Annotated in this window: 27 protein-coding genes and 2 pseudogenes; 15 read left to right on the top strand and 14 right to left on the bottom strand. The window is 55.4% G+C overall.

What is annotated here, in order from left to right; translation table 11 throughout:
* Positions 1-119: 119 nt before the first annotated feature.
* The 3 genes from AUR64_RS01110 to AUR64_RS01100 all read right to left on the bottom strand — a co-directional run bounded on the left by AUR64_RS01110 (position 120) and on the right by AUR64_RS01100 (position 3198).
* Positions 120-1073 (bottom strand): glycine betaine ABC transporter substrate-binding protein, encoded by a 954-nt coding sequence (locus tag AUR64_RS01110; protein ID WP_071391187.1) that lies wholly within the window; start codon positions 1071-1073, stop codon positions 120-122.
* Between the two features lie 174 nt (positions 1074-1247).
* Positions 1248-1658, bottom strand: coding sequence for a nuclear transport factor 2 family protein (locus tag AUR64_RS01105; RefSeq protein WP_058580111.1), 411 nt, complete (start codon positions 1656-1658; stop codon positions 1248-1250).
* A gap of 82 nt (positions 1659-1740) precedes the next feature.
* On the bottom strand, positions 1741-3198 hold the full coding sequence (locus AUR64_RS01100) for an aldehyde dehydrogenase family protein (protein ID WP_071391189.1): 1458 nt from the start codon (positions 3196-3198) through the stop codon (positions 1741-1743).
* Between the two features lie 117 nt (positions 3199-3315).
* Between AUR64_RS01100 and AUR64_RS01095 the strand changes: the two genes are divergently transcribed.
* Positions 3316-4020, top strand: coding sequence for a helix-turn-helix domain-containing protein (locus AUR64_RS01095; RefSeq protein WP_058580109.1), 705 nt, complete (start codon positions 3316-3318; stop codon positions 4018-4020).
* 6 nt (positions 4021-4026) lie between these two features.
* Here AUR64_RS01095 and AUR64_RS01090 read toward each other — a convergent pair whose 3' ends face one another.
* The 4 genes from AUR64_RS01090 to AUR64_RS20830 form a co-directional block, all read right to left on the bottom strand.
* Positions 4027-4503, bottom strand: a complete 477-nt coding sequence (locus tag AUR64_RS01090) for a universal stress protein (RefSeq protein WP_071391186.1) — start codon at positions 4501-4503, stop codon at positions 4027-4029.
* 127 nt (positions 4504-4630) lie between these two features.
* The gene (locus tag AUR64_RS01085) at positions 4631-5605 is read right to left on the bottom strand and encodes an aldo/keto reductase (protein ID WP_058580107.1); all 975 of its coding nucleotides are present in this window, start codon (positions 5603-5605) and stop codon (positions 4631-4633) included.
* Between the two features lie 239 nt (positions 5606-5844).
* The gene (locus AUR64_RS01080) at positions 5845-6597 is read right to left on the bottom strand and encodes a hypothetical protein (RefSeq protein ID WP_058580106.1); all 753 of its coding nucleotides are present in this window, start codon (positions 6595-6597) and stop codon (positions 5845-5847) included.
* A gap of 62 nt (positions 6598-6659) precedes the next feature.
* Complete coding sequence (locus tag AUR64_RS20830; protein WP_169794649.1) at positions 6660-6806, bottom strand: hypothetical protein; 147 nt, start codon at positions 6804-6806, stop codon at positions 6660-6662.
* A 54-nt stretch (positions 6807-6860) separates the two neighbouring features.
* Between AUR64_RS20830 and AUR64_RS01075 the strand changes: the two genes are divergently transcribed.
* On the top strand, positions 6861-8102 hold the full coding sequence (locus AUR64_RS01075; RefSeq protein ID WP_058580229.1) for an RNA-guided endonuclease TnpB family protein: 1242 nt from the start codon (positions 6861-6863) through the stop codon (positions 8100-8102).
* A 63-nt stretch (positions 8103-8165) separates the two neighbouring features.
* Positions 8166-8390, top strand: coding sequence for a hypothetical protein (locus AUR64_RS01070; RefSeq protein WP_205628353.1), 225 nt, complete (start codon positions 8166-8168; stop codon positions 8388-8390).
* A gap of 50 nt (positions 8391-8440) precedes the next feature.
* Here AUR64_RS01070 and AUR64_RS01065 read toward each other — a convergent pair whose 3' ends face one another.
* Positions 8441-9847 carry an ATP-binding protein gene (locus tag AUR64_RS01065; protein ID WP_058580105.1) on the bottom strand — a complete coding sequence of 469 codons (1407 nt, stop codon included), beginning with the start codon at positions 9845-9847 and terminating at the stop codon, positions 8441-8443.
* Positions 9848-10012: 165 nt separating this feature from the next.
* The gene (solA, locus tag AUR64_RS01060) at positions 10013-11164 is read right to left on the bottom strand and encodes an N-methyl-L-tryptophan oxidase (protein ID WP_058580104.1); all 1152 of its coding nucleotides are present in this window, start codon (positions 11162-11164) and stop codon (positions 10013-10015) included.
* Positions 11165-11463: 299 nt separating this feature from the next.
* On the opposite strand from solA, the gene AUR64_RS01055 reads away from it, so the two are divergent.
* Together AUR64_RS01055 and AUR64_RS01050 are read left to right on the top strand one after the other, a co-directional pair.
* On the top strand, positions 11464-12270 hold the full coding sequence (locus AUR64_RS01055) for an N-acyl homoserine lactonase family protein (protein WP_058580103.1): 807 nt from the start codon (positions 11464-11466) through the stop codon (positions 12268-12270).
* Positions 12267-13580 carry a hydroxyacid-oxoacid transhydrogenase gene (locus AUR64_RS01050; protein WP_058580102.1) on the top strand — a complete coding sequence of 438 codons (1314 nt, stop codon included), beginning with the start codon at positions 12267-12269 and terminating at the stop codon, positions 13578-13580. Before AUR64_RS01055 ends, AUR64_RS01050 begins: the two co-directional genes overlap by 4 nt.
* A gap of 34 nt (positions 13581-13614) precedes the next feature.
* On the opposite strand, the gene AUR64_RS01045 is transcribed toward AUR64_RS01050, so the two are convergent.
* Positions 13615-14106 (bottom strand): zinc-binding dehydrogenase, encoded by a 492-nt coding sequence (locus tag AUR64_RS01045; RefSeq protein ID WP_240479566.1) that lies wholly within the window; start codon positions 14104-14106, stop codon positions 13615-13617.
* Between the two features lie 106 nt (positions 14107-14212).
* Here AUR64_RS01045 and AUR64_RS01040 point away from each other — a divergent pair, with 106 nt between their 5' ends.
* From AUR64_RS01040 to AUR64_RS01030, 4 genes and pseudogenes are all read left to right on the top strand, one after another.
* On the top strand, positions 14213-14995 hold the full coding sequence (locus AUR64_RS01040; RefSeq protein ID WP_240479556.1) for an E3 ubiquitin ligase family protein: 783 nt from the start codon (positions 14213-14215) through the stop codon (positions 14993-14995).
* Positions 14996-15097: 102 nt separating this feature from the next.
* Positions 15098-15435, top strand: a pseudogene (locus tag AUR64_RS19730) (transposase); the annotation flags it as partial.
* Positions 15436-15524: 89 nt separating this feature from the next.
* The gene (locus tag AUR64_RS01035; RefSeq protein ID WP_058580100.1) at positions 15525-15845 is read left to right on the top strand and encodes a hypothetical protein; all 321 of its coding nucleotides are present in this window, start codon (positions 15525-15527) and stop codon (positions 15843-15845) included.
* Positions 15846-16370, top strand: a complete 525-nt coding sequence (locus AUR64_RS01030; protein WP_058580099.1) for a hypothetical protein — start codon at positions 15846-15848, stop codon at positions 16368-16370. It abuts the gene before it with no gap.
* Between the two features lie 162 nt (positions 16371-16532).
* Here the strand turns inward: AUR64_RS01030 and AUR64_RS21090 are convergent.
* Positions 16533-16688: pseudogene (locus AUR64_RS21090) on the bottom strand (RNA-guided endonuclease InsQ/TnpB family protein); the annotation flags it as partial.
* A 19-nt stretch (positions 16689-16707) separates the two neighbouring features.
* On the opposite strand from AUR64_RS21090, the gene AUR64_RS01025 reads away from it, so the two are divergent.
* Together AUR64_RS01025 and AUR64_RS21085 are read left to right on the top strand one after the other, a co-directional pair.
* The gene (locus AUR64_RS01025; RefSeq protein WP_058580098.1) at positions 16708-16887 is read left to right on the top strand and encodes a hypothetical protein; all 180 of its coding nucleotides are present in this window, start codon (positions 16708-16710) and stop codon (positions 16885-16887) included.
* 60 nt (positions 16888-16947) lie between these two features.
* Positions 16948-17157 (top strand): hypothetical protein, encoded by a 210-nt coding sequence (locus AUR64_RS21085; protein ID WP_058580097.1) that lies wholly within the window; start codon positions 16948-16950, stop codon positions 17155-17157.
* A gap of 1 nt (position 17158) precedes the next feature.
* Here the strand turns inward: AUR64_RS21085 and AUR64_RS01015 are convergent, their stop codons facing one another.
* Positions 17159-18436, bottom strand: a complete 1278-nt coding sequence (locus AUR64_RS01015) for an RNA-guided endonuclease InsQ/TnpB family protein (protein WP_058580096.1) — start codon at positions 18434-18436, stop codon at positions 17159-17161.
* A gap of 259 nt (positions 18437-18695) precedes the next feature.
* On the opposite strand from AUR64_RS01015, the gene AUR64_RS01010 reads away from it, so the two are divergent.
* The 4 genes from AUR64_RS01010 to AUR64_RS01000 all read left to right on the top strand — a co-directional run bounded on the left by AUR64_RS01010 (position 18696) and on the right by AUR64_RS01000 (position 22282).
* Positions 18696-19358, top strand: a complete 663-nt coding sequence (locus AUR64_RS01010) for a helix-turn-helix domain-containing protein (RefSeq protein ID WP_058580095.1) — start codon at positions 18696-18698, stop codon at positions 19356-19358.
* A 201-nt stretch (positions 19359-19559) separates the two neighbouring features.
* Positions 19560-20453 (top strand): alpha/beta fold hydrolase, encoded by an 894-nt coding sequence (locus AUR64_RS19725; protein WP_082230508.1) that lies wholly within the window; start codon positions 19560-19562, stop codon positions 20451-20453.
* 432 nt (positions 20454-20885) lie between these two features.
* Positions 20886-21506, top strand: a complete 621-nt coding sequence (locus tag AUR64_RS01005; protein WP_058580094.1) for a cysteine hydrolase family protein — start codon at positions 20886-20888, stop codon at positions 21504-21506.
* Between the two features lie 65 nt (positions 21507-21571).
* A complete protein-coding gene (locus AUR64_RS01000; protein WP_058580093.1) occupies positions 21572-22282 on the top strand; it encodes a helix-turn-helix domain-containing protein in 711 nt (236 codons plus the stop codon).
* 56 nt (positions 22283-22338) lie between these two features.
* Here the strand turns inward: AUR64_RS01000 and AUR64_RS00995 are convergent, their stop codons facing one another.
* Positions 22339-23145, bottom strand: a complete 807-nt coding sequence (locus AUR64_RS00995; protein WP_058580092.1) for an aldo/keto reductase — start codon at positions 23143-23145, stop codon at positions 22339-22341.
* Positions 23146-23468: 323 nt separating this feature from the next.
* Entirely contained in the window at positions 23469-23606 is a 138-nt protein-coding gene (locus tag AUR64_RS20825; protein ID WP_008528727.1) for a hypothetical protein, read from the bottom strand.
* Positions 23607-23618: the final 12 nt, after the last annotated feature.

Below are 23618 nucleotides of genomic sequence, written 5' to 3'. Positions count from 1 at the left end.
ACGTGCTCAATCAGAAGTCGAGTGAGTTCGCCGAGATGTGTGGTGAAAAACTCGAAGTATCCACCAAGAGCAAGTATGATCGATTTCCCCACGACACTCGTGATCTGGTCGATCATTGCTTAGATGAGCCCCTCTTCTTTCAGAAAGTTCTGGGCGACTTTCCGTGGTTCCATGTTATCGATAGAGACGTTTTTGTTCAGCTTCCGAATCTGGTCGGTTCCGATTTTCGGCCCGATCGGATTGAGTGTCTGCTTCACCGCTGGGTTCTCGTCGAGCACTTTCTGGCTGACGAGTGGCGCCGGGTTGTACACCGGGAAGTGGCTCTTGTCGTCTTGAAGAACTACGAGGTCGTACTTCGGGATGTTTGGGTTAGTGTTGAACCCGAGGCCGACGTCCGCGTCCCCTTTACCGACGATTTGGTAGGTAAGGCCGATACCAACCTGTTTGATGTTCGGTTTTAGCTTCTCAAGCGCTTTCTCGAAGTTGTACGTCTTTGCGACGCCCTTCCAGCCGTCGGCACGGCCGAGGAATTCGGCGGTAAACGCCATCCTGAAATCGGTGTTCCCGCTGTTGATGTACTCTGCGAGATCAGAAATGGACTCCACGCCTGTCTCTTCCACCCAGTCAGGGTTAGCCATCAGAACGAACGTATTGTTGAACGGTGCGCGGTTGAGAAAAATTAACCCGTGTTGTTGCTTGAACTCCTGTTTGACTTTCTGATAGAGCTTTTTTGGGTCATCAATCGTCTTCTCGTGCTTTGGCGGTTCGGTGTACCACGCCGTCCCTGTGTACTCCCAGTACGCATCGACTTCACCGCTGCTGAGTGCCTTGAAGTTCTGCATGGACCCTCCGAGTCCTGTCTCGTCGACCGGATTCAGTTCGGAGTTCTGCTTTAACGCCTCAATGGCGGTATACCCCAGAATCTTCTGTTCAGCGAAACGTTTTGAGCTGACCTGAATTTCAGAACTTGACCCACCGAGGACGCCCATGCAGCCAGTCAGCCCCGCTATTGCCGCGGTGCCTGCCGCCGCGCCAGCCGACCGCAAGAGGTCACGCCTGTTCTTCTGTGTCATGAGATAACATTTGTCTCTTTCCTACCATATCGGTTCGGTGCTACATAGTAGTCGATATTTAACGACGTACGGATTTCCCGGTGGCAGTCAAGCTCATTATACGAGCATTATGCCTGCATCGATGGCTGGCTAGTCGTTTTTGACAAAAAGAGCGATCGATACGCAGTCGACTACTCAGTCATCGCGAAAAGAGGGGACGTCCTCATCATCGGGCACCTCAGTGAGGACCGCGCTGTAGTCGAGATACGCACGGAACGATTCGATCTTATCGTTGTCGTCGAACGACATGATGTCGACTAGACCAACCCCCTCGAAATTGCGACCTTCTACTGTTGATCCGTCCAGCGTACCTTCACAAATGACGGTATCGCCGTCATGGTGGAAGTGTTCCATAACGTGTTCGCCGCCGGTGAAGAATTCAGCGTTCGCCTCGTAGAACGACTGAATATCGTCCTTCCCGTGTATGACTCCCTTGCGTGGCGATTTGATCGTCGCTCCCTCAGCATACAGATCGAGGACTTCGTCAGTTCCCGTACTCGTGCTATCCATCAGTTCGAAGTACCGTTTAGCGATTTCGACGCTCATACCGGTTTGACATACCCTTGAGACTGGCGTACCGGTTCGGGCAAACATAGTACGGAGTTAAAATGGCGTGGAACGCGGCGGTTCAGTCTCGTTCGATGTTTGCACAGACGTTTTTCACTTGAGTGTAGCTCTCAACGGCAGCGAGTCCCTTCTCCCGGCCAAACCCGCTCTGTTTGAACCCACCGAACGGCGTTTCCACACCCCCCGCAAACCATTCATTGATGTAGATTTGGCCTGCGTGAACGTCACGTGCGAAGCGGTGGGCACGTCCATTACTTCCGGTAAATATCCCGGCGACGAGACCGTACTCTACGTCGTTGGCCAGTTCAATCGCTTCGTCCTCGTTCGAGAACTCGATTATGCTTAGTACGGGCCCGAAGATTTCCTCTTGGGCGATCTGCATGTCGTTTTCGACGCCGTCGAAGACGGTCGGCTCGACAAAGTAGCCCCTCCGGTCGTGGGTGTCGCCACCAACGGCCGGCTCACCGACTTCTTCTCGCCCGATCTCGAGATACTTCGTCACCTTCTCGAGTTGGTCTTCGGAGACGAGTGGTCCCATGTCTGGGTCCGCGACACCCTCGTCAACCTCCATCTTCTCGATTTGCTTGACGAGCCGGTCGACGAACTCGTCGTGGATATCTTCGTGGACGAGTAGACGTGACCCGGCCGAACAGACCTGACCCGCGTTCGTAAAGATCCCCGTCATCGCTCCGGTGACCGCGGTTTCCATGTCTGCGTCCGGGAACACGACGTTCGGACTCTTACCGCCGAGTTCGAGGTGGACTTCCGTGACGTTACTTGCGGCCGTCTGCATTACTTCCTGTCCAGTGACGACCGACCCAGTGAAACTGATCCCATCGACATCGCGGTGATCTGAGAGAGCCGCGCCGGCTGTCGACCCGAATCCGGCCACGACGTTTAGGACGCCGTCCGGGACACCGACTTGAGTTGCAATTTTTGCGACTTCGATCGCCGTCAGTGGTGTCTGTTCAGCCGGCTTGACAACACAGGTATTCCCGGTTGCAAGTGCCGGCGCGACCGAGCGGCCGAAGATATTGATTGGAAGGTTCCAGGGAACGATCTGCGCGGTGACGCCCAGCGGTTCGCGGATGGTGTAGTCTGCATACTTCTTCGTAAGGGGGATACTATCTCCGTGGACTTTGTCCGCGATACCGGCGTAGTACTCGAAATAGCGGGCACAGACTTCGACGTCGAACTTCGCCTGCGAAAGAGGCTTACCGACGTCGAGCGATTCGATCTTCGACAAACGCTCACTCTCATCGCGGATTCGTTCGGCAAGGGCTTTGAGAATTCGCCCACGCTCTTCGCCTGGTGTCTCACGCCACTCGAGAAACGCTTCGTCAGCCGCGTCCACGGCGGCGTCCACATCGGCCTTTCCCCCGGCTGCGACTGTTGCGAGTGACTGTTCCGTCGCTGGGTTTACTGTCTCAAACGTTTCACCGGAACTACTGTCGACAACCTCACCGTCGATCACGAGACCAAACTCTCCTGTGTCGGCTGGAAGCGTCTCCTGTGACATCATGAGGATGTAACGGGATCGCTCGAATGGGGATTCGGGCAAACATGGTCCGCCATATAAACCGACTGCCATGGCGTGCGCTAAAGTTACGCTGGATCGAGGTGAGACGTATAACTGATGCTCAACGTGAAGATCCGCGTCACATACGAGAACGACTGGACCGCGGAGCTGCGCGAGTTCGACGTCTTCGGCCAGTTTCTGGCGTCGACGTTCCGTGGGCGTCGCTATCTCGGGGTGATGACTCTCGATGTCGACACAGACGATTTCGACGCTGTTATCGAAACGATCAGAACCCACCAAAACACCGAAACCCTCGAAGTCATCGAGACCCACGAGAAGGACCACGGTCGACGACGCTCCGCGACGATTCGCCTTCACTGTACATACCTCGAGTACACGCCGTTGCAGATCCTCCTCTACGAGGGTTACCTTCCGTTCGGAGCGTTTGGAGAACTCGAGAACGGACAGATGTCGTACGATTTGTTAGTGGAGGCTCGGGACAGTATCACCGACGCGGTGAGCCTCCTCCGCGAGTTCGGCCCGGTTGAGGTCGAACGCATCACGAAGGACTTCGATACCTTCGTTGTTCCAAGCGTCACTGAGTGGCAGAGGCTGCTTCAGTCAGTGCCTTCGCGCCAGCGTGAGTTACTCAACGCCGCCATTGAGGAAGGGTATTACGAGATGCCTCGCGAAATCACTCTCGAAGAACTCGCTGGCGAAGTAGGTGTGGCAAAGACAACCGCTTCCCAGCACCTTCGGAAAGCCGAGCGCCGAGTCATGGAGTTCGTTATCCAGTACGTGAACCTCGCAAGCGGCTCTTAAGCTCGGTTAACTGTCGGTCGCCAGATCACGTGGCCACGATGCGGCGTCAGCGGGTAACACGATGACGGGAACTGGTGAATTCGCAAGGATAGTCTGGAGTCGGCTCCCGAAAACCGTCTTACCGGCAGGGCTCCGCTTCCGACCGTACATGTATATGCGATCGATGTTGGCCTCGTCGACGAGATCGAGGAGAGCTCGGCTCGGTGTCTCGCTTTCGATACCGATTACAGTGTAGTCGAATCCCGCGTCGTCGAAGATAGTCGCGGCAGCCATAATCGCTGACTTGCGCTCGGCTAACTCGTCCGGGTCCGGTACAGTAGCGGCGTCCGATTGTTGGACTGTCGAGTTCCACTCAATCTCGTCGAAGACGTGGACAAGATGAGGCACGGCGGTAGCCGATGCCTCCATTGAGGTAACCGTATCCGCGACAGCGCGAGCCCACGGATCGAACCTAGACGCTGGAACAAGCACTCGCTCGGACATACTGGATTATTACGCACCAGTTGGTTACCTTCTATGCCCGCACATAGTGTCGGATTTATCTCAGCGGTGCGGTGCCGTGGAATTCCCGTGCCTTCAGGCGCGTGGAGGATGTCAATGGTTCAGTGGCTCATTTGTGGCCAGCAACCGGATGAGGTTCATAAGGAGCTTCGAGATACTCCTGCTCGGTCTCTGAGAGGTCGATGTCGAGCGCTGCAACCGACTGCTCAACGTGTTCGACGGTCTGGCAACCGATGATGGGCACGTCTACGTGGTCCTGATGAAGCAACCACGCGAGGCTAATTTGGGCCATTGTCACACCCTTCTCCTCGGCCAGTTCTTGCACCCGAGCGTTGATTTCTGTCCCGCCTTTCTGCCGGTAAGGGTAGTCATTTGCCCACGGATCACTCGTTCCACGGACTGTATCTTCGAACTGAGAGAACGGCATTGCGAGGTTCCCACGGGCGAGCGGGCTGTACGTCATCACACCGATATCCTTCTGTTCGGTGAGCGGGTACATCTCGCGCTCTTCCTCCCGATACAGAAGATTATAGTGGTTTTGCATGACCTCAAAACGCTCTAAGTTCTCTCGCTCGCTCGTGTGGAGCGCCTCGGCAAACTGATGTGTCCACATCGAACTTGCACCAGTATAGCGAGCTTTCCCGCGACGGATCGCATCGTCGAATGCCTGAAGCGTGACGTCAATCGGCGTATGATAGTCCCATCGATGAGCCATGAAAATGTCCACAGTATCCATCCCCAGCCGTTCGAGCGAGGCGTCTAGTTCCTGCTCGATGGCTTTCCGCGACAGACCACTCGTGTGTGGATTGTCCTCATCCATCTGATAGTAGCATTTCGTCGTGACCACCATTTCGTCCCGCCGTCCGTCGAGTGCTTTGCCAAGTACGCGTTCGGACTCACCGAGCGAGTAGAGATTCGCGTTGTCGAAGAAGTTGATCCCAAGGTCAATGGCGCGTTCGATCACCTTGAGACTCGCCTCTTCATCTAGCACCCAGTCACGCCAGTCGCTCGTCCCGAAACTCATGCAACCGAGCGCGAGCCGACTAACCTCCATGCCTGTGTTACCCAGTGTCGTGTACTCCATTGACGAATACACTACTGAGTGAATCAACGGTAAGTGTGTGGCAGACCATAGTCCAGGGTTTATTACAAATGGTACTTGGCGAGGAACGTGCGGATCACCAAAGAATCAAACAATCGATGCCACAGCAGAGGGCAGACTGGGCGAGTTGGACTTGTTACTCGACGTCGATCCCCTCATTCGGACAATGATTCCGGTGTACGAGGCTCTGTTGAAATCCTATCTCTACACACTTCGTAGAGTCATGGTACGTTGGTGAGACTGGTTCGAAGGTCCTCTTCTGTCGCCCACGAAAAGCACTGCCCGAGTTGTTCGTAGTGTTTGATCCCGTCTGTGAGTACGCCACTATACGATGGGACAAGCCGGCCACCGAGTTCTTGTTCGATATATGCTGTAAGATCAGCCGTCGTCACGGAGATTCCATTGTCTTCGGCTTCCTCAATGAGCTGCTCCAACGCATCACACAATGCGTTTTCTCCGTCAGCTTGGTACGCCAATTCGATACCCCGAGCGTGAACTGCATCGAGCGAGTCAACTGAACCGTCGTAGTGCGACTTATACCCACGGGGAAACACGTAGGTCCGTTCGAGGAGCACTGGGTGGTCGGCACGACCGAATTCGGCTAACGCACCGCCTGTGTTGTGTTCTAAAATAAGCGGGATTGCATCTGCGTAGATCGCATGTAGGTAGAACTTGATTTTGAGGGCAGGGAGTCGCTCAGGCAGGTCTGGGTCGGGCTGCGGGGCTAACAGATATGCGTAGGCGTGGAGGCGACTGTTGAGTTCGCTTAGCGCGAGCTCCAACCGGTATTTGAATGGTCGTTCGTAACTCCCGAGCACGAAGTATGTGGTGAACGGGCCGAACAGGTGTTCGTGGCGCTCCTGCATGTAGCTGAGAAGTGACAGACTTTCCTGTGGGTCAAGTTCGATGCCGTGGAGGATGTCGGTCAGGATGAATTCCTCGGTCTCATGGATGTTTTCCGGTACGGTTTCCATCTTTCTACAAGGAGGGAATCCCGGCCTTTAGGCCGGGAGGGAATCCGACACTTGCTGAACAACTACTCTTCGTCGCTCGCTTGGGACTCCAACGTTCGTTGCGCCTTCAGTAACATCCCTTTCCACGTAAACCCGTAGTGGTCTTTCGTCTCTTTCAACGACTCGTACTGCTCCTCGTTATCGAACTCGATTTTTACGTACTTCGTCATACTCAGTGTTACGTATTAGTTATGTTTAAGTGTGCCTTATTCGTACAGATGACTGTGTCTGCAACCGCGAACAAGACGCTGGAAGCCACGCTCGCACCACCAACGCGGTGCAAAGAGCACCGCCTCCAGCAAACCCTCACTGAGTACCGAGAGGCACTCCACGAGGCGTTCAACAACGGTTGCACGACGATGAGCGCCACGAACGACGTGGTGACACCGTACAACCTACCGTACCAAGCCAAAGACGCCCTCAAATCCTACGTCCCGAAACTCCACAACACGTACAACGCCAAAGAGGTGGGCGACGAACACCCGCTCCGATTCGTGAATCGAGCCGGGAAGTTCGACCGCGACACTTCGCGTGAGTACGAAATCTGCTGGAACGTTCCGCAACCCGGTCGCGGAACCAACTTCTGGATACCACTCCGGCTGAATCCAGACCAGCAAGAATTGTGGGACGAAATGCTTGATGACGAGTCGAGTACCAAAGTGGGCGAACTTCGCTTGCAGAAACACCGGACGACGTGGACGCTCCACGTTACCGTCGAATACGAAATCAAGGACACCTCCGAACTACCTGAGAACCCGACTCGGGTTGGATTCGATATTGGCGAGTCGATGTTGGTCGCGGGCTGTGCCCTCCAACACGACATTCCCACCAAACCACTGTTACTCAACGGGAAAGAAGCCAAGCGAATCCGCAAAGAGATGTTCACGACGCTCAAGCGACTCCAAGAGCGAGACGCTTCTGAGTGGCGCGTCGAAGAACGCTTCTCGTACTACCAGAACCGACTCACTGACATTATCGAGAAGGCATCTCGTGAGTCAGTGGAGTACGCCAACCAGTTCGAGAATCCTGTGATTGTGATGGAGAACTTGGCGTACATCCGCGAGTCTTTGGACTACGGGAAGTACATGAACCGACGCCTGCACTCGTGGGCGTTCGCTCGCTTACAGGGGCGTATCGAGGACAAGGCGAAGGACGCGAGTATTCCGATTCGGTACGTTCACCCGCAGTATACCTCGAAGACATGCCACTCGTGCAAACACATCGGGTATCGACCTCGACAAGCCGAGTTCAAGTGTAAGAACCCGGAGTGCCACGTTTCGACGTTCCAAGCGGATATTAACGCGAGTGCGAACATCGCACGTCGCGTAGACCCGTGGGGAGAGAGTCTGCCGTGGAAACAAGCAGACGATGACTCGCCACAGGACGGGAGCGGTTGTGACACCGCCACAGTCCACCGTGAGACGAGCGCACCAGCGCAAATGACTCTCACGACGTATCAGGACTGAAATCTTCAGGCACTCGGCCTGAGTCCCCGTGTTGGGGAAGCCCCGTCGTTTACGACGGGGAGGATGTCACGGAAGTTCTACGGCCCGACTGAATACGGGATTGAGGTGCTGGGGGAGTTCAATTACCTGCGTGGGGTGCCGATCGCTCGGGCCGTCATCAAGAAAACGCGAACGACTGAGAAGATTGACCGCCACATGGCGGCTCCCCGTCCATCGCTTCCAGAATCGGTTAGGGAATCGCTCCGTCTTGATGAAGATGGCAGTGATGAGTTATCCACCCACGACTGAAGTCGTGGGAGGATGTCACGTGAGAGAGACCCGAACAACAATCGTCGGAATTACGGGTGCGAGTCCTGTTCGGGAGAAAACATGGTGTCGATATCTTCGAGTGTGAATAGCGACCACGTTTCGGGAAGATCTTCTTCGAGATTCTCAACGAAGCCACTCTTCGAAAACAGTGCGAATCGTTCTTCCCGATCACTTTGTCCCCAGCGGACGTTCTCTGCTTTCGCACGTAAACTCTCAACAAGTGCGTCTCCGACAGGTTCTGACGTCCACTTACATTCAGCAAGCAGTATCCGATCCTTGTTTGGCGCAAGTCCAACGATATCGATTTCGTCTTCTTTGTACCACCACCGTCCAACCTCCGAATACGGTTCGAACTCACCACGTCGAATTGCTTCCCAGACGACTTCCTGACACACACTCTCGAATGTGGTTGCGACGTGAGTTGGAAGATCTGGTGCAATCGTTCCGTCATAGACGATCGCAGGCGCTTCTTCGATACTTGAGCGATTCGGCTCAACGTATCGAAACCAGAATCGGAGGAACTCGTCTGCAACCCCGTACCGTGATCGCTTTGACTTCTTCCCCGACGCAGTCACGGGGACTTCCCGCTCGATGAGTCGCAGTCGGCGAAGGGTCTGCAAGTATTTCGAGAGCGGGCCTGAGTTTATGCCAGTCGCCCCTGAGATCTCGTTTGGCGTTGTATGCCCGAGCGCAATTGCCTCGAGAATACTCATATATCTGGCTGGACTGCGAAGCTCTGTTCGAAGCAGGAACTCTGGTTCGTTGTACAACACAGCTGTCGGTGACAACACCTGTGACTGGACGTTCTCTCGGAGTGACTGTCTGTAGTCAAAGAGTGTGAGATACATTGGGGTCCCACCGGTAATCGCGTACGAACGGACTGCATCCACGGCATCGTAACCGATGACCTCTCGTGCCTGTTTGAACGAGAAGGGCTGCACGTCAAGTTGTGCGGTACGGCGGCCGTATAACGGACTTTCGTGGCCGAGTACTTCTGATTCCATCGTGCTGACGCTGGAACCACAGAGGATCAGCATCGAATCTGTCTCTTGGAGGTGTTCGTCGAAGAATCCTTGGAGGTATGATGGAATCGAGTCGTTCTCGGAGATGAGATACGGGAATTCGTCGATAACGACCACCAGGTCTTCGGTATGGAGTTTCTCTGCGAGGTACCCGAAGGCGTCGTCCCAGCCGTCGATTCGTGGAACGCGGTCGTCGAAGTAGTTCGCGATTTGCTCGACGAACTTTTCGCGTTGCCGATTTTCGGCTTCTTGTGCGGCAAGGAAGTAGATGTGTGGCCGTTCGTTACAGAACTCTTTGACCAACTCCGTCTTGCCGACGCGGCGTCGTCCGTAGACAACAACAAAATCAGCGTTTGGAGACTCAAACGCTGACGCGAGTGCGTTGAGTTCCTCAACCCGGTTGTAAAAGGTCATACTCTACATAATCATTACTGCGATAATGACTTAGAGGTTGCGGGAATGGCCCTCCACTACCGAACTGAACAAGGTAGAGCAAAGGAGCAATCGGTGGCCGAACTCGAGCGATTGTCGCATTCACCCCTTGGGTCACCGTACCCAGGGAATTCTGCTTGCACCGTTTTAAAATCGGTCGGCCGCGAACCGCTCTATCGGATGGTCGGTCTCGTCGTTGATTGCTAAGTCGGCAAGAATCTCTCCGACGACACTCGAAAATTTGAATCCGTGTCCACTGAACCCACAGGCGACGATGACGTTGTCATACGTAGGGTGGTGGTCGATTATGAATTCCTTATCGGGCGTATTCGTGTACAAGCAGGTCGACAGTGCCATCGGTGGCCCATTTGCACTCGGAAGGCCGTGATCCAACCACTCTCGAAGAGCGACTTCGTCCTCGTCTTGAGGTTCGCGTGCCATCTCGTCTGGGTCGACGTCCTCTCCAAAGTGATAGTGTTTCCCGACTTTCACACCTGGTACGTGGAACTGCGGGAAGCCGTAGTAGAGGTCATCCTCGTCGCGTTCGACGACATAGACTGGCATCGACTCCGGCCGGAAGTTTACAGGAGCCGCTGGCTGGAACCAGCCCAGCACTTGCCGCTGGGGCTGAAGTACGTCAGCGAGTTCAGGCAGCACCTTTGGCGCCCACGCTCCTGCAGCGATAACTAACTTCTTGGCCGTGTAGGTATCTCGATCCGTTACGACGCGTACCGACTCATCGGTGGCTTCCCACTCGGTCACTCGCTCGCGAGCGTGAATCGTCCCGCCCTTGCGATGGGTTGCGTTGACTTGAGCGACGATGCACTGCTCTGACCACAGAAAGCCACCCTCCGGTTGGTAGATCCCCACGAAATCATCTGGAAGGTCGAATCCCGGGAATCGCTTGTTGATTTCGGCTGCATCCAACCGTTCGTATTCGAGACTGTGGGTCTGGCACGCCTCTTGGGCCCCAGTGACGGTCTCTGAATCGGGACGACCGAGGGCGAGTGACCCATGTGTGTGGAGCAATGCTTGGTCGTGTTGTGCTTCGAGATCGTCCCAGAGTTCGTACGCCCGGTTGAGCAACGGTACATAATCAGGATGCTCGTGGTACGCTTTTCGGATGATTCGGGTCACACCGTGTGACGACCCCATCGCGTGTGGAACGTCGTATCGTTCGAGCCCGAGGACGTCGACCCCTCGTGCGGCAAGGTGGTGCGTTGCGGCGCTTCCCATACCTCCGACACCGACGACGAGTACGTCGTAGTCGAACTTGCTTTCCGAGTCAACTTTGCTCATGTTACTGCATCCCAAGACGCTCGCTTGAAATCTGCGGTGTGATCAATCCGTCTTCAATTCTCACCAGCGTCTCGGAAACGGGTCGGGGTTGGTACATTCGCGCTGTGCGTCCAGCACCTACGAAAATATGCGATTCATTGGCAGAATTTTCTACAGAGAAAACAAGGCGAGTGCCTCGGGACTTGACCCCGAGGCAGTTCACGACCGCATCACTCGCTCAACGGTCGAACACCAGCTCAGGAAGATAACAAGTCAGTTCCTCACTAACTACTATGTCAATCCGGAGTCAATGTTGTGGTATGGTAGACGCAGAAGTACACGTTATCGACCGTGGTGGATTGTACTGCGACATGAACTACATGATGGAAGCGAATACGATCGGATCTCACGACGAGCCGAACCCAGACACGGAGTACGGAGAAATCCCAGTGTGGAACCTCGTCATCGACCATCCCGAGGCGACAATCCTCTGGGACACCGGGTCCCACCACGATGCGGCCGACGGGTATTGGCCCGAAGGACTTGTTCAGGCATTCTATCCGCACGATGCCAGTGAACACCGACTCGACGACGACTTGGAGGCGGCGGGCTATTCAATCGACGATATCGATGCAGTGTTTCAAAGCCATCTCCATCTCGACCACGCCGGTGGGCTCGAATTCTTCGCCGGTACTGATACGCCGGTGTATGTCCACGAAGAAGAGTTGAAGTTTGCGTACTACAGCGCGAAGACCGACGAGGGTAGCAGCGCGTACGTCCTCGAAGACTTCGATCACGACCTCAACTGGCAGGTACTTCACCGCGACCGTGAGGAACACTTCACCGACTTAGAATTCGTTCGGTTCCCGGGCCACACGCCAGGACTGACCGGCTCCATGATCCACCTCGACGATGATGGGACAATCGTGTTCACAGGCGACCAAGCGTATATGGACGAAAACTACGAGAACGGGACGCCTCTCGGCGGTCCTCTTGTCTGGGGGAAGACGGAATGGGCAGAGAGCATGAATCGAATTCACGACCTAGAGAGGCGCCACGACGCGGAGGTCGTCTTCGGTCACGATCCAGCGCAGTTCGAAGAAATCCAGCCGGGGTGGGGACTGTGAGCTACAAACGCTCTGTCTCTGCGGACCCACACGAACTCTCGCCAGAGACTGTCTGGGAAGTGCAGATGCCCGCAATCCGTGTTGGTGCCGGCGCAGCAAGCGAACTCAGCTATCAGCTCAACCAGATCGGGGCTGGAGGCGACGAGCGGGGCTTGATAATCACCGACGAGGACCTCGTTTCACTGGGTCACGTCGACCGGGTCGCAGAGGAACTGGAAGAAGATGGATTCGACGTCGACGTTTTTGATGACGTCGAGCGAGAACCCAGCATCGGCGCCGTCGAACAATGCATCAGTTTCGTCCGTGAGGAGATGGGCCAAAACGGGTACGACTTCTACCTCGGACTCGGTGGCGGCAGTTCTATGGACACCGCGAAGGCGACCCGGGCCGTCGTCGCAAACGGAGGCGAGCTCCTCGACTACGTTGCTGCGCCGACCGGCGCTGGCGAGGCGCTCACCGAGTCTGGAGCCCCGCTCGTCCTTCTGCCGACGACTGCAGGGACTGGTTCGGAGATTTCTCCTGTAGCGATTCTCTCTGTCCCAGAGAAGAATATCAAAGAGGGAATTTCGAGCCCCCACGTCCGTGCTGACGCTGCGGTGCTTGACCCGACGCTCACCACAACTCTCCCACCAGATCTCACGGCGAAGACTGCGATGGATGCGCTCGGTCATGCAATCGAGGGGTACACGACTCATCGGTACGATGACTTGCTCCGCCCCGAAGACCCGGCTGACCGTCCCGTCTACGCTGGTCGGACGGGTTTCACCGAGATGTTCAGCGAAAAGGCGATTGAGCTACTTTCTTCGAACGTTCGTCGGGTTGTCAACAATGGCGACGATATCGAAGCTCGAGAGGCGATGCTGAAGGGGGCGCTGTTCGGGGCAATCGCCGGGCTTACTGCTGGGGCGAGTCTCGCACACGCGATGGCATATCCGGTTGGAAATAACTACCACACCTATCATGGCGAAACGATTGCCGCGCTTACTCCTGCGAGCACGCTTGGCTACAACGTCGCCAGTGACCCGCCGCGATTCGCAGAGGTGGCGAAGATGCTCGGTGCCAATACCTCGGGGATGGGCACGCGCGAAGCCGCTGAGAAGGCACGCGATGAGTTTGTCAGTCTCCAGCGCGATCTCAATGTTCTTCCGAGCGGCCTCGACGAACTCGCTGGAATCACTGCCGATGACGTTGGAGAACTGGCAGAAAGTACCGTCGAGAGTCAACAGCGACTCCTCCGGTGTAATCCCCGACCGGTGACGAAAGAAGACGTCGAAGACGTATTCCTTGATGCATTGCACAACTGGGAGTGAAGATATCTACCTTCGACTCGTGAGGATTGGTCGGTCAGTCGATCGTGACCACGGCCGTCCCGCGCTTGTGCCCGGTGTCGACGTAGCGGTGCGCCTCGATGATTTCCGCGACCGGGTACCGCCGTCCGATCACCGAGCGGATTTCCCCGGAGTCGAGGAGCGCTTGTAGCTCCCTAAGATATTTTTTCCGCACACCCGTTGGCTTCATCCCCGTGGCCGCGAAGACGGCCCGTCTGTCTCCGACTAGCCTCGTCCGGGCCATGTCGAGGAGAATTCCTACCGAAGGAACGGTCGTTATGTACAGGCCGTTCGGGTTCAGCATTCGGTTGAACTGTGCGAACGACCCCTTGCCCACGGCGTCGAAGATCACGTCGTACGTCTCATCTGTCTCGGCGACGTCGGTGGCTGTGTAGTCGACGACCGCGTCGGCGCCGAGCGATCGCACGAGGTCGACGTTCTTGGTGCTGCAGACGCCGGTGACTTCTGCGCCGACGTGGGTAGCGAGTTGGACGGCGAACGTCCCAATGCCGCCTGAAGCGCCGTTGACGAGGATTGTAGCAGTCCGGAAAGAGCAAGCCAGTCCGACCGTGTACTGGTAAATCTACTCCGCCGCACTTAATATTCGAGGATAGATGAGTAAACTTATCGTGGACGTTGTGGAGCTATTCTGGGTCGGGATTTTGTCGCTGCTTTGCCTGTACGCCGTCTACCGGTTGACGAATACCCTCCGACTTTATCACGTGCTGTTCGGTGTCTCCCCCACAGAGTCTCCCGATTTGGTCACGGGTAGTTCGGTGGCCATTCAAGGGCCCGTCACGGTCAACAAGGAAGCGCCACACAGCAGCGTCGCCACTGACGGCTCCGAGTCGCCAATCGCCGTGTACGTCTGGCGGATACTTTCCACAAGCCCTGGCGGTGGCTCGGTTGCTTCGGGCGTGGAATTCGGATCCTTCGCTATCGACACTGACAGCGGTGAAGTGAAGGTCGATCCTAGTTGGCTCCGCGAAGCTCACGATGCCCCAATACTCTCCAAGGTGCGGACGGATGGCTACACGTTGACCGTCCCGTTCCGCGTCTCCCTCTACACGTCGCCGTACGTCCACATCGTTCACGAGGCGACGACAATGGCGCTCGCGCGAGTCAATGACGTGATTGAGGCCGAGTTGAACCTCTCCCCGGATACGGACAGGTTTGAGTCCAAAGCTATCCCGGAGAATGCCCCGTTACTGGTATTCGGCGAATTGTTAATCGACGCCGGAACGCCGACGATCAGAGGTACCGATGATACTCCCTTTTTTATTGCGAACTGCGATTTGAACGCCGTTCGGAGCAATCTTCGGCGTCGTGCCCTCTACTATGTAATCCTCTTCACTGGGGCGTTGCTACTGGGACTGGTGATACTGCCCATGGAGTGAGTCTTCTCGCTACGCTCATCTGTAGGAGATTGTTGATACAGTTCAGCTGCTGCTCTGAAATCGAAGAGGGCAACGACACCGCGCTAGCGGTGTCCGACACGAATGATTCCGCTCGATGTGTCTGGCTCGGAATCGCTCGCACCGGACCTGCTGAAACAGGTTCGCTGGCGTGACGGCGTCGAATGCCCCCGCTGCCGTTCTGACTGGACGGTCAGAACGGCAGCTATGGGGCGTCTCAACGCTATCTCTGTGAGAATTGTGACCGCACGTTCAACGATAAGACGGGCACAATTTTCGCTCACTCGAAAGTCGCGCTCCGCAAGTGGTTGTTCTCGATTTACGCGTTCTTACGGTTCAACACGAGTTTCCGCCGACTTCAGCGGGAGATCGGTGTTACCTACAAGACGATGCACCGTCGCGTCGAGCGCTTTACCAGAGCGCGAGTCGGTCAAAACGGTTTGATGACTTGAGCACGGTCAGACGACTGTCCGAGACAAGTGTTTTACCACCGCACTCACAATGTACACACATGAGTTCCGAATCGGAGAAAAAGCGAGTTCAGTTCCGAGCACCCAGAGGGTTGGTTGATCGTGCTGACACTCTCGCAGCGGTGTTCCAGACAGACCGGACGGACATCCTCATCACTGCCCTCCGCGAGTATCTTCGGGATGCAGCACATTCTGACGAAGTGAAACAGGAGGTCGCAGAAGCGTATTACGACAACGAGATTACCTTCGAGGAGTTAAAGTCTCTCGTTGGTCACGAGGAGGCCGCAAATTTCCGTCTTCTGAAACAGCAACTGAGCGAGACGTTCATTGACGACGTGGCGGAGGAGTTGGCTGACACATAGATGGCGCGTATCGTCGCTGACACCTCCGCCCTCGTTAGTTTGGGAACCGTTGGGGACGCCACGACAAATCCACTGGATATTCTTCTTGAATCGCACGAACTCCTACTTCCCGAGCAAGTTCTCGAAGAAGTAGCTGAAACCGCATCTTACGACGACGCCTCTGGAGTGGCGGCACAAGCCGTGCTTGACCGTAAGAACGTGTTCGAAGTCCGTCTTGTCAAGCTGGACGAAACATTTCCACTCGATGATGGCGAAAACGCAGCAGTCACGTTGGCGAACGAAGTGAACGCAAGCCAACTCCTCTGTGACGAGTTCAACCGACTAGCACTTATCCATGCTTCACTGGTTGATACTCGCCTCGTGACGACGCCGATCCTACTCACTGCCCTCGTGCGGAACGGCGTGCTCTCACCCAATTCTGCAGACCAATTCCTTGAGAAGATGAGTGACACCCGGAGTTGGTCAGCAAACTCCTACGTCGCACGCGCAAAAGCAACGCTGCAACAGCAACGAGAGAGGAATTGACACTGCCCGGAGTTCTGGCATCTTATCGTGACACGAGGTAAATTACCCCACCCTACTCCCTCGGCGCATACGCGCCTCGGTCCTTGAGGGTTCCGTCAGACGTAGTCTGGCGACGTGCAGGCCGTGGGCCTGCACTGGGGCTTTGATGTGGACTCCCCGCAATCAGTCGCCAGCAATCTTCCGGTGACTCTTGCCGTTCAACGTCCCACCATTTATACGCAGGTCTACTGCTGCGTCTCCGCTCGCCGACTTGGGCGACGAACGGAGTCTGTGCGTCCGCTTCCGGGCGTACCGTAGCCCGATGTTCTTCGTGGCGTTGTTTCGCGTCGACGAGTAAGTGATTCTCGTTGAGGAACGTTCGGAGGACGTCCTCGCGGCCGTCCTCGTCGAGGTAGGCGATACGCGTTACGTCGTCGGGGACTGGGCCGTGCTCCTGGAGGTGGGTGATGTTGCGCGGTTGTTCGAGGGCATAGCCGTCGCTCTTCGTTTCAAGCCTGTTGACCGGATTGACCGATAGGAAGAGCGTGTGAACGTACCAAGGGAACATTTATCAGAAGGTGAAACGGAGTATCACGTAATGTCGCCAACCAATTCCAATACGGGAGGGTTTGGCTTTTCGCTCCGCAATGTGATTTTCGTCGTCCTTGCTCTGTTCATTTTTCACCTCGGAAGGGGATGGGCACGGGGACTTGTGGAAGGGAACTATCTGATTGGCACATTAGGCTTGATACTTGCTCTTGCTCCGATAGTCTGGTTACTGCTCGTAATCAAAAAGGAGTATGTGTGAACTACCCCGCCCTACTCGCCTGCTTCGCAGGCTCCTTGAGGGCGGAGCTTCCCGTTTCTACGACGCGACTTGCAGATACGGAAAACGTATCCCCAGCGGTCGCAGTCTCCACGGGCGTGTCTTCGGAGTGAACCACTCCTAGTTTGTCCAATCCTCGGGAAAGAACGTTCAACGACGCGTTCCAATCCCTATCCAATTCAAAACCACACGCCGGACACGAATGCTTGCGCACCCATAACGGCTTCCGCGTTTCGACACTGCAGGATGCACACTCCTTGGTCGTCCCGCGTGGTTCGACTTCTACGACGTGACAGCCGTTCTTCTCACCGTGGTGTTTGAGAATGGTGATGAAGTCTCGCCAGCCCACCTCCGCTTTGTTCCGCGCGTTCTCTGAGGTTTCGAGCATTCCTCGAACGTTAAGATCTTCGACGAACACGGCGTCGTACTCCGTGGTGTAGAAGTGCGCGAGCTTGTGCTTGTAATCATGCTTCTTGTTCGACATCCGCGCATGGATTTTTGCGACCCTCTGGCGTTGTTTCTCCCAGTTGTTCGACTCGGAGTCTTTGCGGGAAAGCGAGCGTTGTTCGTGTTCGAGGCGCTCGCGGTCGTCCGAGAGGTTGAGTCGCCCGACCGCGCGTCCGTCCGAGTCATGGATGAAGTTGAGAACGCCGAGGTCGAGACCCACCGCATCGTCAGAGCCGATGTCCTCTGGGGCGGGTTTCCCAGGAGCTTCTGTTTTGATGCAGAACGAGACATGCCACGCTCCCGTGGGTTCTTTCTTGAGGGAGACTTCTTTGATTCGCTCGTGGTCTGGTAAATCCCGGTGAAGTCGAATTGGGATTTCTCGGGTTTCGCCTTTGAGCTTTTTGAGGACGAGGAGTCCACGTCCGCTCGGGCCACTCTTCTTGTCGAGTTCGAAGCCCGATTGCCGGTACGTGAAGCTCCGGTACTCTCGTGGTTTCTTCCGGTTCAACGACCCTACGTCGTAGCCTTTGGCTTTGAGTTTCCCGAGGTTCTGGATGTTGTCTCGGATTCGCTCGATGGATTTCTGGAGGACGGTCGAATAAACCAGTTTGAGGTCTGGCCACCATTCCTTCATCGCGGGGAGTGTATCTCGAACGCTCCAGACGCGTTGGCGGAGTGTGCCCGCGTCTTCGGGTATCTGATTGAATTCGTGGAGTGCGTGGTTGTAGGTTTGCCGTACGGTGTTTCGTGTCCAGTCCATCGCTTCGCGTTGCTCTGTCGTGGGGAGCAGGCGAAAGCGAGGGCTATACATCATACGGCTTGTCTCTGTGTTCGAAGTATTTGGTTGTGAAGATTCTGGTTCTTACAGGTTTGTCTCTTGTGCGGGTACCGTATCCCCGCCCTACTCGCCCACTTCGTTCGCTCGTTGAGGACGGGGGCTTGGCACCCTCACCCCACCGCTAAAAACCCTATCAGACGTGACATTCTGTTAGAATTATACTGTTGATGAGAGTCGAATCGAGGCTGAGGAAACCTATCGGACGATTAACTGTCAAGCACAGCCAACCGTGAATGTGCGCTATCTCACAGCCCGCCTCGTCCCGAAGGATCAAGGTGTCTTTCATCCGCTGGGTAACGAGCTAAGCGAAGAGCCGTCGATACGCCGCGAAGCCATTCACCACGCTGAACACCTCGATGACGGTACTGTCGTCTTATTGGCCGAGGCGAGCGGTAATCGCAGCCGATACGAGGAAATCATGACGGCCTCATCGTACGTCGACGACTTTCTCATCGCCGGTGAAAAACAGTGGGTGTCTGTAAGCCGGTTCGCCCCAACCAACGCGATACATCGGGCTTTAGAGCGTCAGCGCGATGCTGGCGTTGTTGTCGACATGCCTATCCGATTCACCACCGACGGTTCGATGGAGATTACCTATCTTGGGAGCGACGTCGCATTCCGACAACTGTTCGAGGCGACGACCGAAATGGAGGACGTACCCCTCCGATTCGAGGTTGTTGAGACCGGTGATTACGAACCGGGGGAGACGTCGTTGGTGAGTTCACTAACAACGCGCCAACGGAAGGTGGTCGAAACGGCTGTCGAGACTGGGTACTATAGGTCGCCCCGAGAAGCAAGTCTCGAAGAGGTCGCCGATGCCGTTGGCATTACCCCATCAACCGTTAGCGAACATCTACGAAAGATCGAATCTCATGTTTTCTCGACGCTCTTTGGGTAGCGAAGAACACGAATCGAAATCACAGGCATGAATGACCCTGAATCGGGTGACTCGGGGGATTCCGCTTTTACTAGTTAAAACACCCTATGGCTACGGCAGTAATCGTATCTAGCAACGGAGTCTCTTCTCACTTATCTCGGTGCAACGTTCGATGGATACGGTACAACTACCGAACTTAGTTGTCGGGTCCCTACACTACTGATGACCACCACAGAGACACAACCGACCACTGATGCATCGCTACTTGCTGACCGTCGCGTCGAATCCACCTTTCGCACGATTAATGGCGTCCAGTTACATGTCGTGGCTGCGGGCGATTCCGACGCTCCGTTAGTCGTCTTACTGCATGGACATCCCGATTTCTGGTACGGCTGGCGCGATCAGATTATTCCGCTGGTAGAAGCTGGATTTCGTGTGATTGTCCCGGATCAGCGGGGCTGTAATCTGAGCGAGGCTCCCACCGGTATTGATGCCTACCGGCAATCAGAACTAGTCTCTGATGTCTGTGAATTGGTTCACAGCGAGTGTAAAGACTCAGCACACGTCGTTGGGCATGATTTCGGCGCGTTTGTCGCATGGAACATCGCACTCCGCCAGCCCTCCGTTGTTGATCAACTCGGAATCTTGAACGTCCCCCATCCAACGGTTTATCGAGAGACACTACGTTCGAGTCCGCAACAGATTGCTCGGAGTTGGTACGTATGGTTCTATCAGTTGCCGAAACTCCCCGAATGGATGCTGAGCCGGAACGACATGGAGAATATGGTCGCATCTCTCGAAATGACTTCAAATCAGGGAACGTTCGATAAAGAGACGATTGACCGTTACAAGGCGGCCTGGCAGCATACTGGGGTAGGTCCACGGATAAATTGGTATCGTGGGTTTCGTCGTTCGGACCGCCCACCACGTAATACCGTTACCCAGCCGACGCTGATTTGCTGGGGAGAAGACGATATCGCACTTCTCCCTTCGATGGCGGAACAGAGTGTTGGTTACTGTGAAAACGGCCGGTTACAGATGTTCCCTGAGACATCACATTGGGTACATCATGAGCGCGATGAAGTGACTGAAGCACTGGTCAGTCACCTCGTCTAGGATCTGTCGGCGATCTCTCCAGAATCTGACCTTCGTCAAGAGTTATTACAGATTCGAGGAGAATACTGGTGGCTTTAGCTACCAGATGAATCCGACAGTTTAACTTCCAATCTACTGGGACGTCTTCGCGGTCGTGGCTTTCCAAGTAGGCGATACGAGTTACCTTGCCGGCGACTGACTGCGTTCGGGCTTTGGCTGACTCACTGCGAAGAATCGAACTCCGACCTCGCGATGAGACGGTTTGACCACAGTGGGAAGGTCGTCGGGGATCGGACCGTGTTCTTGGAGATCGGTACTGTTGTGCAGGGGTTCAAGCGAGATAGATGTTGGTGACGGTCGGGGCCCACGCCGAGGTACAGGAGTGCCGCAGCCTGACTGTTGAAATAATTCAAGCGAACATACTGGCAGTCTTGCCCCATCTGTAGAAATGCAATGAGTGAACTGACACTCGACATCGACTCGGACAGCACTGCACTGCTCGTCCAAGACATGCAGCGAGACAATCTTCACTACGAAGGGGCGAACAAGGACTCCGGTGTCCCTGAACACGCCGAGGAGCAGAATATCTACGAGCACATAGAGGCGTTGATGGATACCGCTCGAGAACGAGATATCCCGGTCATCCATATCCACTACATCGCAGAGGAAGACGCCGCTGGACTCGCCCAGAATGCAGCTATTTTCTCGGACATCGCCGCAGACGAAGTCTGCATTCGCGGATCGTGGGGTGCGCAGCCGATGGACGGGATGGAACCACAGGAGGACGATGTCGTCGTCGAAAAGATGCGCGTGGACGGGTTCCGCGGCACAAACCTCGACAACCTGCTTCGCGGCTTCGGCGTCGACAGCTTCGTGCTCACCGGTGTGTTCACAAACTTCTCTATCGAATCGACTGCTCGGTCGGGTGCGGACCTCGGTTACGACGTGACCGTCGTTGAGGACGCAACGGCGAGCTTCTCCGAAGAGTGGCAAAATGCTGCACTCAACTACACGCTCACCCAGATGACCGATATTGAGTCGACAGAAGACGTCCTCACCGCCCTCACAGAGTAGAGACGCGACAACGCGCTCGAAGAGGCACAGAAGCAATTATCGGCCTCTCGGTCCTCTCTTTACAGATGCGAGAGTACGTCTTCACGATACACTATGAAGAGGGTGCCGACGACCTCATGGATCTCTTCATCGAATGGCCGAGTCTCCACGCAATCGCCATCTCACACGCGTCCGACGAGACGATGTGGCGGTTAGACTACGTGACTGGGAAATCTGAAGCACTCGACGCCTTCGAGGCACTCATCGCCGACATAGCGCACTGTGATGCTGTTATCGGCGACCAGCTGGTCGTCGATCGGGAGTACGAGGTGCTTCTCCGAGATCCTCAGGAGTGTGTCGTCTACACGCGCCGGCCAGAACGCGACGATGCTCGGTCTGTCACATCCATCATCAATGAATATCTCGGCGACGGTCATCTCTGTCAGACCGACCGCCGCGGCAACGAGTATGAATGGCGTATCCTTGTCGACGATGAGCGCGCGGTGAGCGACATTTACGACCGCCTCCATGCGGGGGTTCGAGACGGTGTCTCGGTCGAACTGACCAAGATAAGCGACCCGACGTACTGGACGAACAACGTCGTCCGAAGTGGTAGTCTCCCACCCGAACAGCGTGAAGCCATCGAAGCCGCCGTCGAACTCGGCTATTACGAGAAACCGCGACAGGTAAGTGCCGTCAATGTCGCCGATGAACTCGGAATCTCCCAGTCGACGTATCAGTACCGACTCAACGCAGCTGAGTCATGGCTGGCGAAGCAGTTCGTCGAACATCTCTGAAGTGGAGATGAAAAGACAGACATAAATCTGTATTCTGACAGCGGGTGTCTACGTCGTTACCACGGGGCAAAGTCGGGGTCGACCTGCCGTTTGTTATAGCTGAGTGCGGAAATCTTCGAGAGGTCTTCATCGTCAAGCGTGAGATCTTGACTCTCCCAGTTCGCGCGGATGTGTTCTTTACTGGTGGCCTTGGGAATAGCAGCGATACCGTTTTGTCGAAGCCACGCTAGACTGACCTGAGCCTCGCTAGCCCCGTGTTTCTCGGCGATTTCGCCCAGTTCTGGCACGTCGAATACCTTCCCACGAGCGATGGGGGCGTAGGCGACTACAGCGACTCCGTTTTTCTCACAGAACTCCCGTAGCTCGGGCTGCTGGAAGAGTGGGTGGAGTTCGACTTGGTTAGCAACGATCGGTGCATCAGAACGGTCCAGCGCAGTCTCTAACTGCTCGGGGAGGAAGTTACTGACTGCGATGCTATCGACAAAGCCCTCGTCGTACAGTTGATTGAATGCCGGAATAGTCTCGCTTGGCTCGTAGCCACCCGCCGGCCAGTGGACATAGAGTATCTCGATACGGTCAAGCCCGAGCCGGTCGAGGCTCTCTTTGGCGCTCTCGACGACATCGTCCCCTGCGAGATCATCATTCCAGATTTTTGTGGCGACGACGACTTCTTCTCGAGGTACGGACGATGCTTCGATTCCGGCGCCAACGGCGGCTTCGTTGTCGTATACTTGCGCGGTGTCGATATGACGATAACCGACTTCAAGCGCAGTCTTGACGCTTTCAGTGACCTGTTCTCCCTCATTCTTGTATGTCCCGAGACCGAGTACAGGAAGGTCGTTTGAGACGGTTGGAACGTCCATGGTAGTTTATCGCCCAGAATATAGTTAGACCTGTGTTTGGGATATTTCAACGAGTTGTGTTACAGTCTCAGGGAGAGTCTTGCAATAGAAGGCTGTCATTGACTGCTGGAGAGACTGCACCTTGGAAGCGTATGCATTGAGAGACCCAGTCTCAACTTCCATATGGGTAGGTCGGTTTCCGTAAGATAGTTGGCATTATTGATACATGAGGTGATTGAGTTGAGTGGCTGTTTCGCACATTTCCTACCTGAATCAAGGAGAGAGTCCCGCCCTTTAGGGCGGGCGTGAATCCGACACTCCACGACACAGCCCACGTTCGACGCTTACTCCGGGGTATCCTCCCTGACTTTCTTCTCGCCTTCGAGGAGCAGACCCTTCCACGTTAACCCACGGTGCGTCTTCAGTTCCTTCAGTCGTTCGTACTGCTCATCATCGTCAAACTCAATGCGGACTTCGACCATATAATAACACAC

The sequence above is a fragment of the Haloprofundus marisrubri genome (assembly GCF_001469955.1).
GTDB lineage: Archaea > Halobacteriota > Halobacteria > Halobacteriales > Haloferacaceae > Haloprofundus > Haloprofundus marisrubri.
This window is presented reverse-complemented; position numbering and strand designations above follow the sequence as displayed.

What these genes read in the sequence shown, in the direction of transcription:
- AUR64_RS01110 (WP_071391187.1), bottom strand. Translation starts at nt 1,073, where the DNA reads ATGACACAGAAGAACAGGCGTGACCTCTTGCGGTCGGCTGGCGCGGCG.
- AUR64_RS01105 (WP_058580111.1), bottom strand. Translation starts at nt 1,658, where the DNA reads ATGAGCGTCGAAATCGCTAAACGGTACTTCGAACTGATGGATAGCACG.
- AUR64_RS01100 (WP_071391189.1), bottom strand. Translation starts at nt 3,198, where the DNA reads ATGTCACAGGAGACGCTTCCAGCCGACACAGGAGAGTTTGGTCTCGTG.
- AUR64_RS01095 (WP_058580109.1), top strand. Translation starts at nt 3,316, where the DNA reads ATGCTCAACGTGAAGATCCGCGTCACATACGAGAACGACTGGACCGCG.
- AUR64_RS01090 (WP_071391186.1), bottom strand. Translation starts at nt 4,503, where the DNA reads ATGTCCGAGCGAGTGCTTGTTCCAGCGTCTAGGTTCGATCCGTGGGCT.
- AUR64_RS01085 (WP_058580107.1), bottom strand. Translation starts at nt 5,605, where the DNA reads ATGGAGTACACGACACTGGGTAACACAGGCATGGAGGTTAGTCGGCTC.
- AUR64_RS01080 (WP_058580106.1), bottom strand. Translation starts at nt 6,597, where the DNA reads ATGGAAACCGTACCGGAAAACATCCATGAGACCGAGGAATTCATCCTG.
- AUR64_RS20830 (WP_169794649.1), bottom strand. Translation starts at nt 6,806, where the DNA reads ATGACGAAGTACGTAAAAATCGAGTTCGATAACGAGGAGCAGTACGAG.
- AUR64_RS01070 (WP_205628353.1), top strand. Translation starts at nt 8,166, where the DNA reads ATGTCACGGAAGTTCTACGGCCCGACTGAATACGGGATTGAGGTGCTG.
- AUR64_RS01065 (WP_058580105.1), bottom strand. Translation starts at nt 9,847, where the DNA reads ATGACCTTTTACAACCGGGTTGAGGAACTCAACGCACTCGCGTCAGCG.
- solA (WP_058580104.1), bottom strand. Translation starts at nt 11,164, where the DNA reads ATGAGCAAAGTTGACTCGGAAAGCAAGTTCGACTACGACGTACTCGTC.
- AUR64_RS01055 (WP_058580103.1), top strand. Translation starts at nt 11,464, where the DNA reads ATGGTAGACGCAGAAGTACACGTTATCGACCGTGGTGGATTGTACTGC.
- AUR64_RS01040 (WP_240479556.1), top strand. Translation starts at nt 14,213, where the DNA reads ATGAGTAAACTTATCGTGGACGTTGTGGAGCTATTCTGGGTCGGGATT.
- AUR64_RS01035 (WP_058580100.1), top strand. Translation starts at nt 15,525, where the DNA reads ATGAGTTCCGAATCGGAGAAAAAGCGAGTTCAGTTCCGAGCACCCAGA.
- AUR64_RS01030 (WP_058580099.1), top strand. Translation starts at nt 15,846, where the DNA reads ATGGCGCGTATCGTCGCTGACACCTCCGCCCTCGTTAGTTTGGGAACC.
- AUR64_RS21085 (WP_058580097.1), top strand. Translation starts at nt 16,948, where the DNA reads ATGTCGCCAACCAATTCCAATACGGGAGGGTTTGGCTTTTCGCTCCGC.
- AUR64_RS01015 (WP_058580096.1), bottom strand. Translation starts at nt 18,436, where the DNA reads ATGATGTATAGCCCTCGCTTTCGCCTGCTCCCCACGACAGAGCAACGC.
- AUR64_RS19725 (WP_082230508.1), top strand. Translation starts at nt 19,560, where the DNA reads ATGACCACCACAGAGACACAACCGACCACTGATGCATCGCTACTTGCT.
- AUR64_RS01005 (WP_058580094.1), top strand. Translation starts at nt 20,886, where the DNA reads ATGAGTGAACTGACACTCGACATCGACTCGGACAGCACTGCACTGCTC.
- AUR64_RS01000 (WP_058580093.1), top strand. Translation starts at nt 21,572, where the DNA reads ATGCGAGAGTACGTCTTCACGATACACTATGAAGAGGGTGCCGACGAC.
- AUR64_RS00995 (WP_058580092.1), bottom strand. Translation starts at nt 23,145, where the DNA reads ATGGACGTTCCAACCGTCTCAAACGACCTTCCTGTACTCGGTCTCGGG.
- AUR64_RS20825 (WP_008528727.1), bottom strand. Translation starts at nt 23,606, where the DNA reads ATGGTCGAAGTCCGCATTGAGTTTGACGATGATGAGCAGTACGAACGA.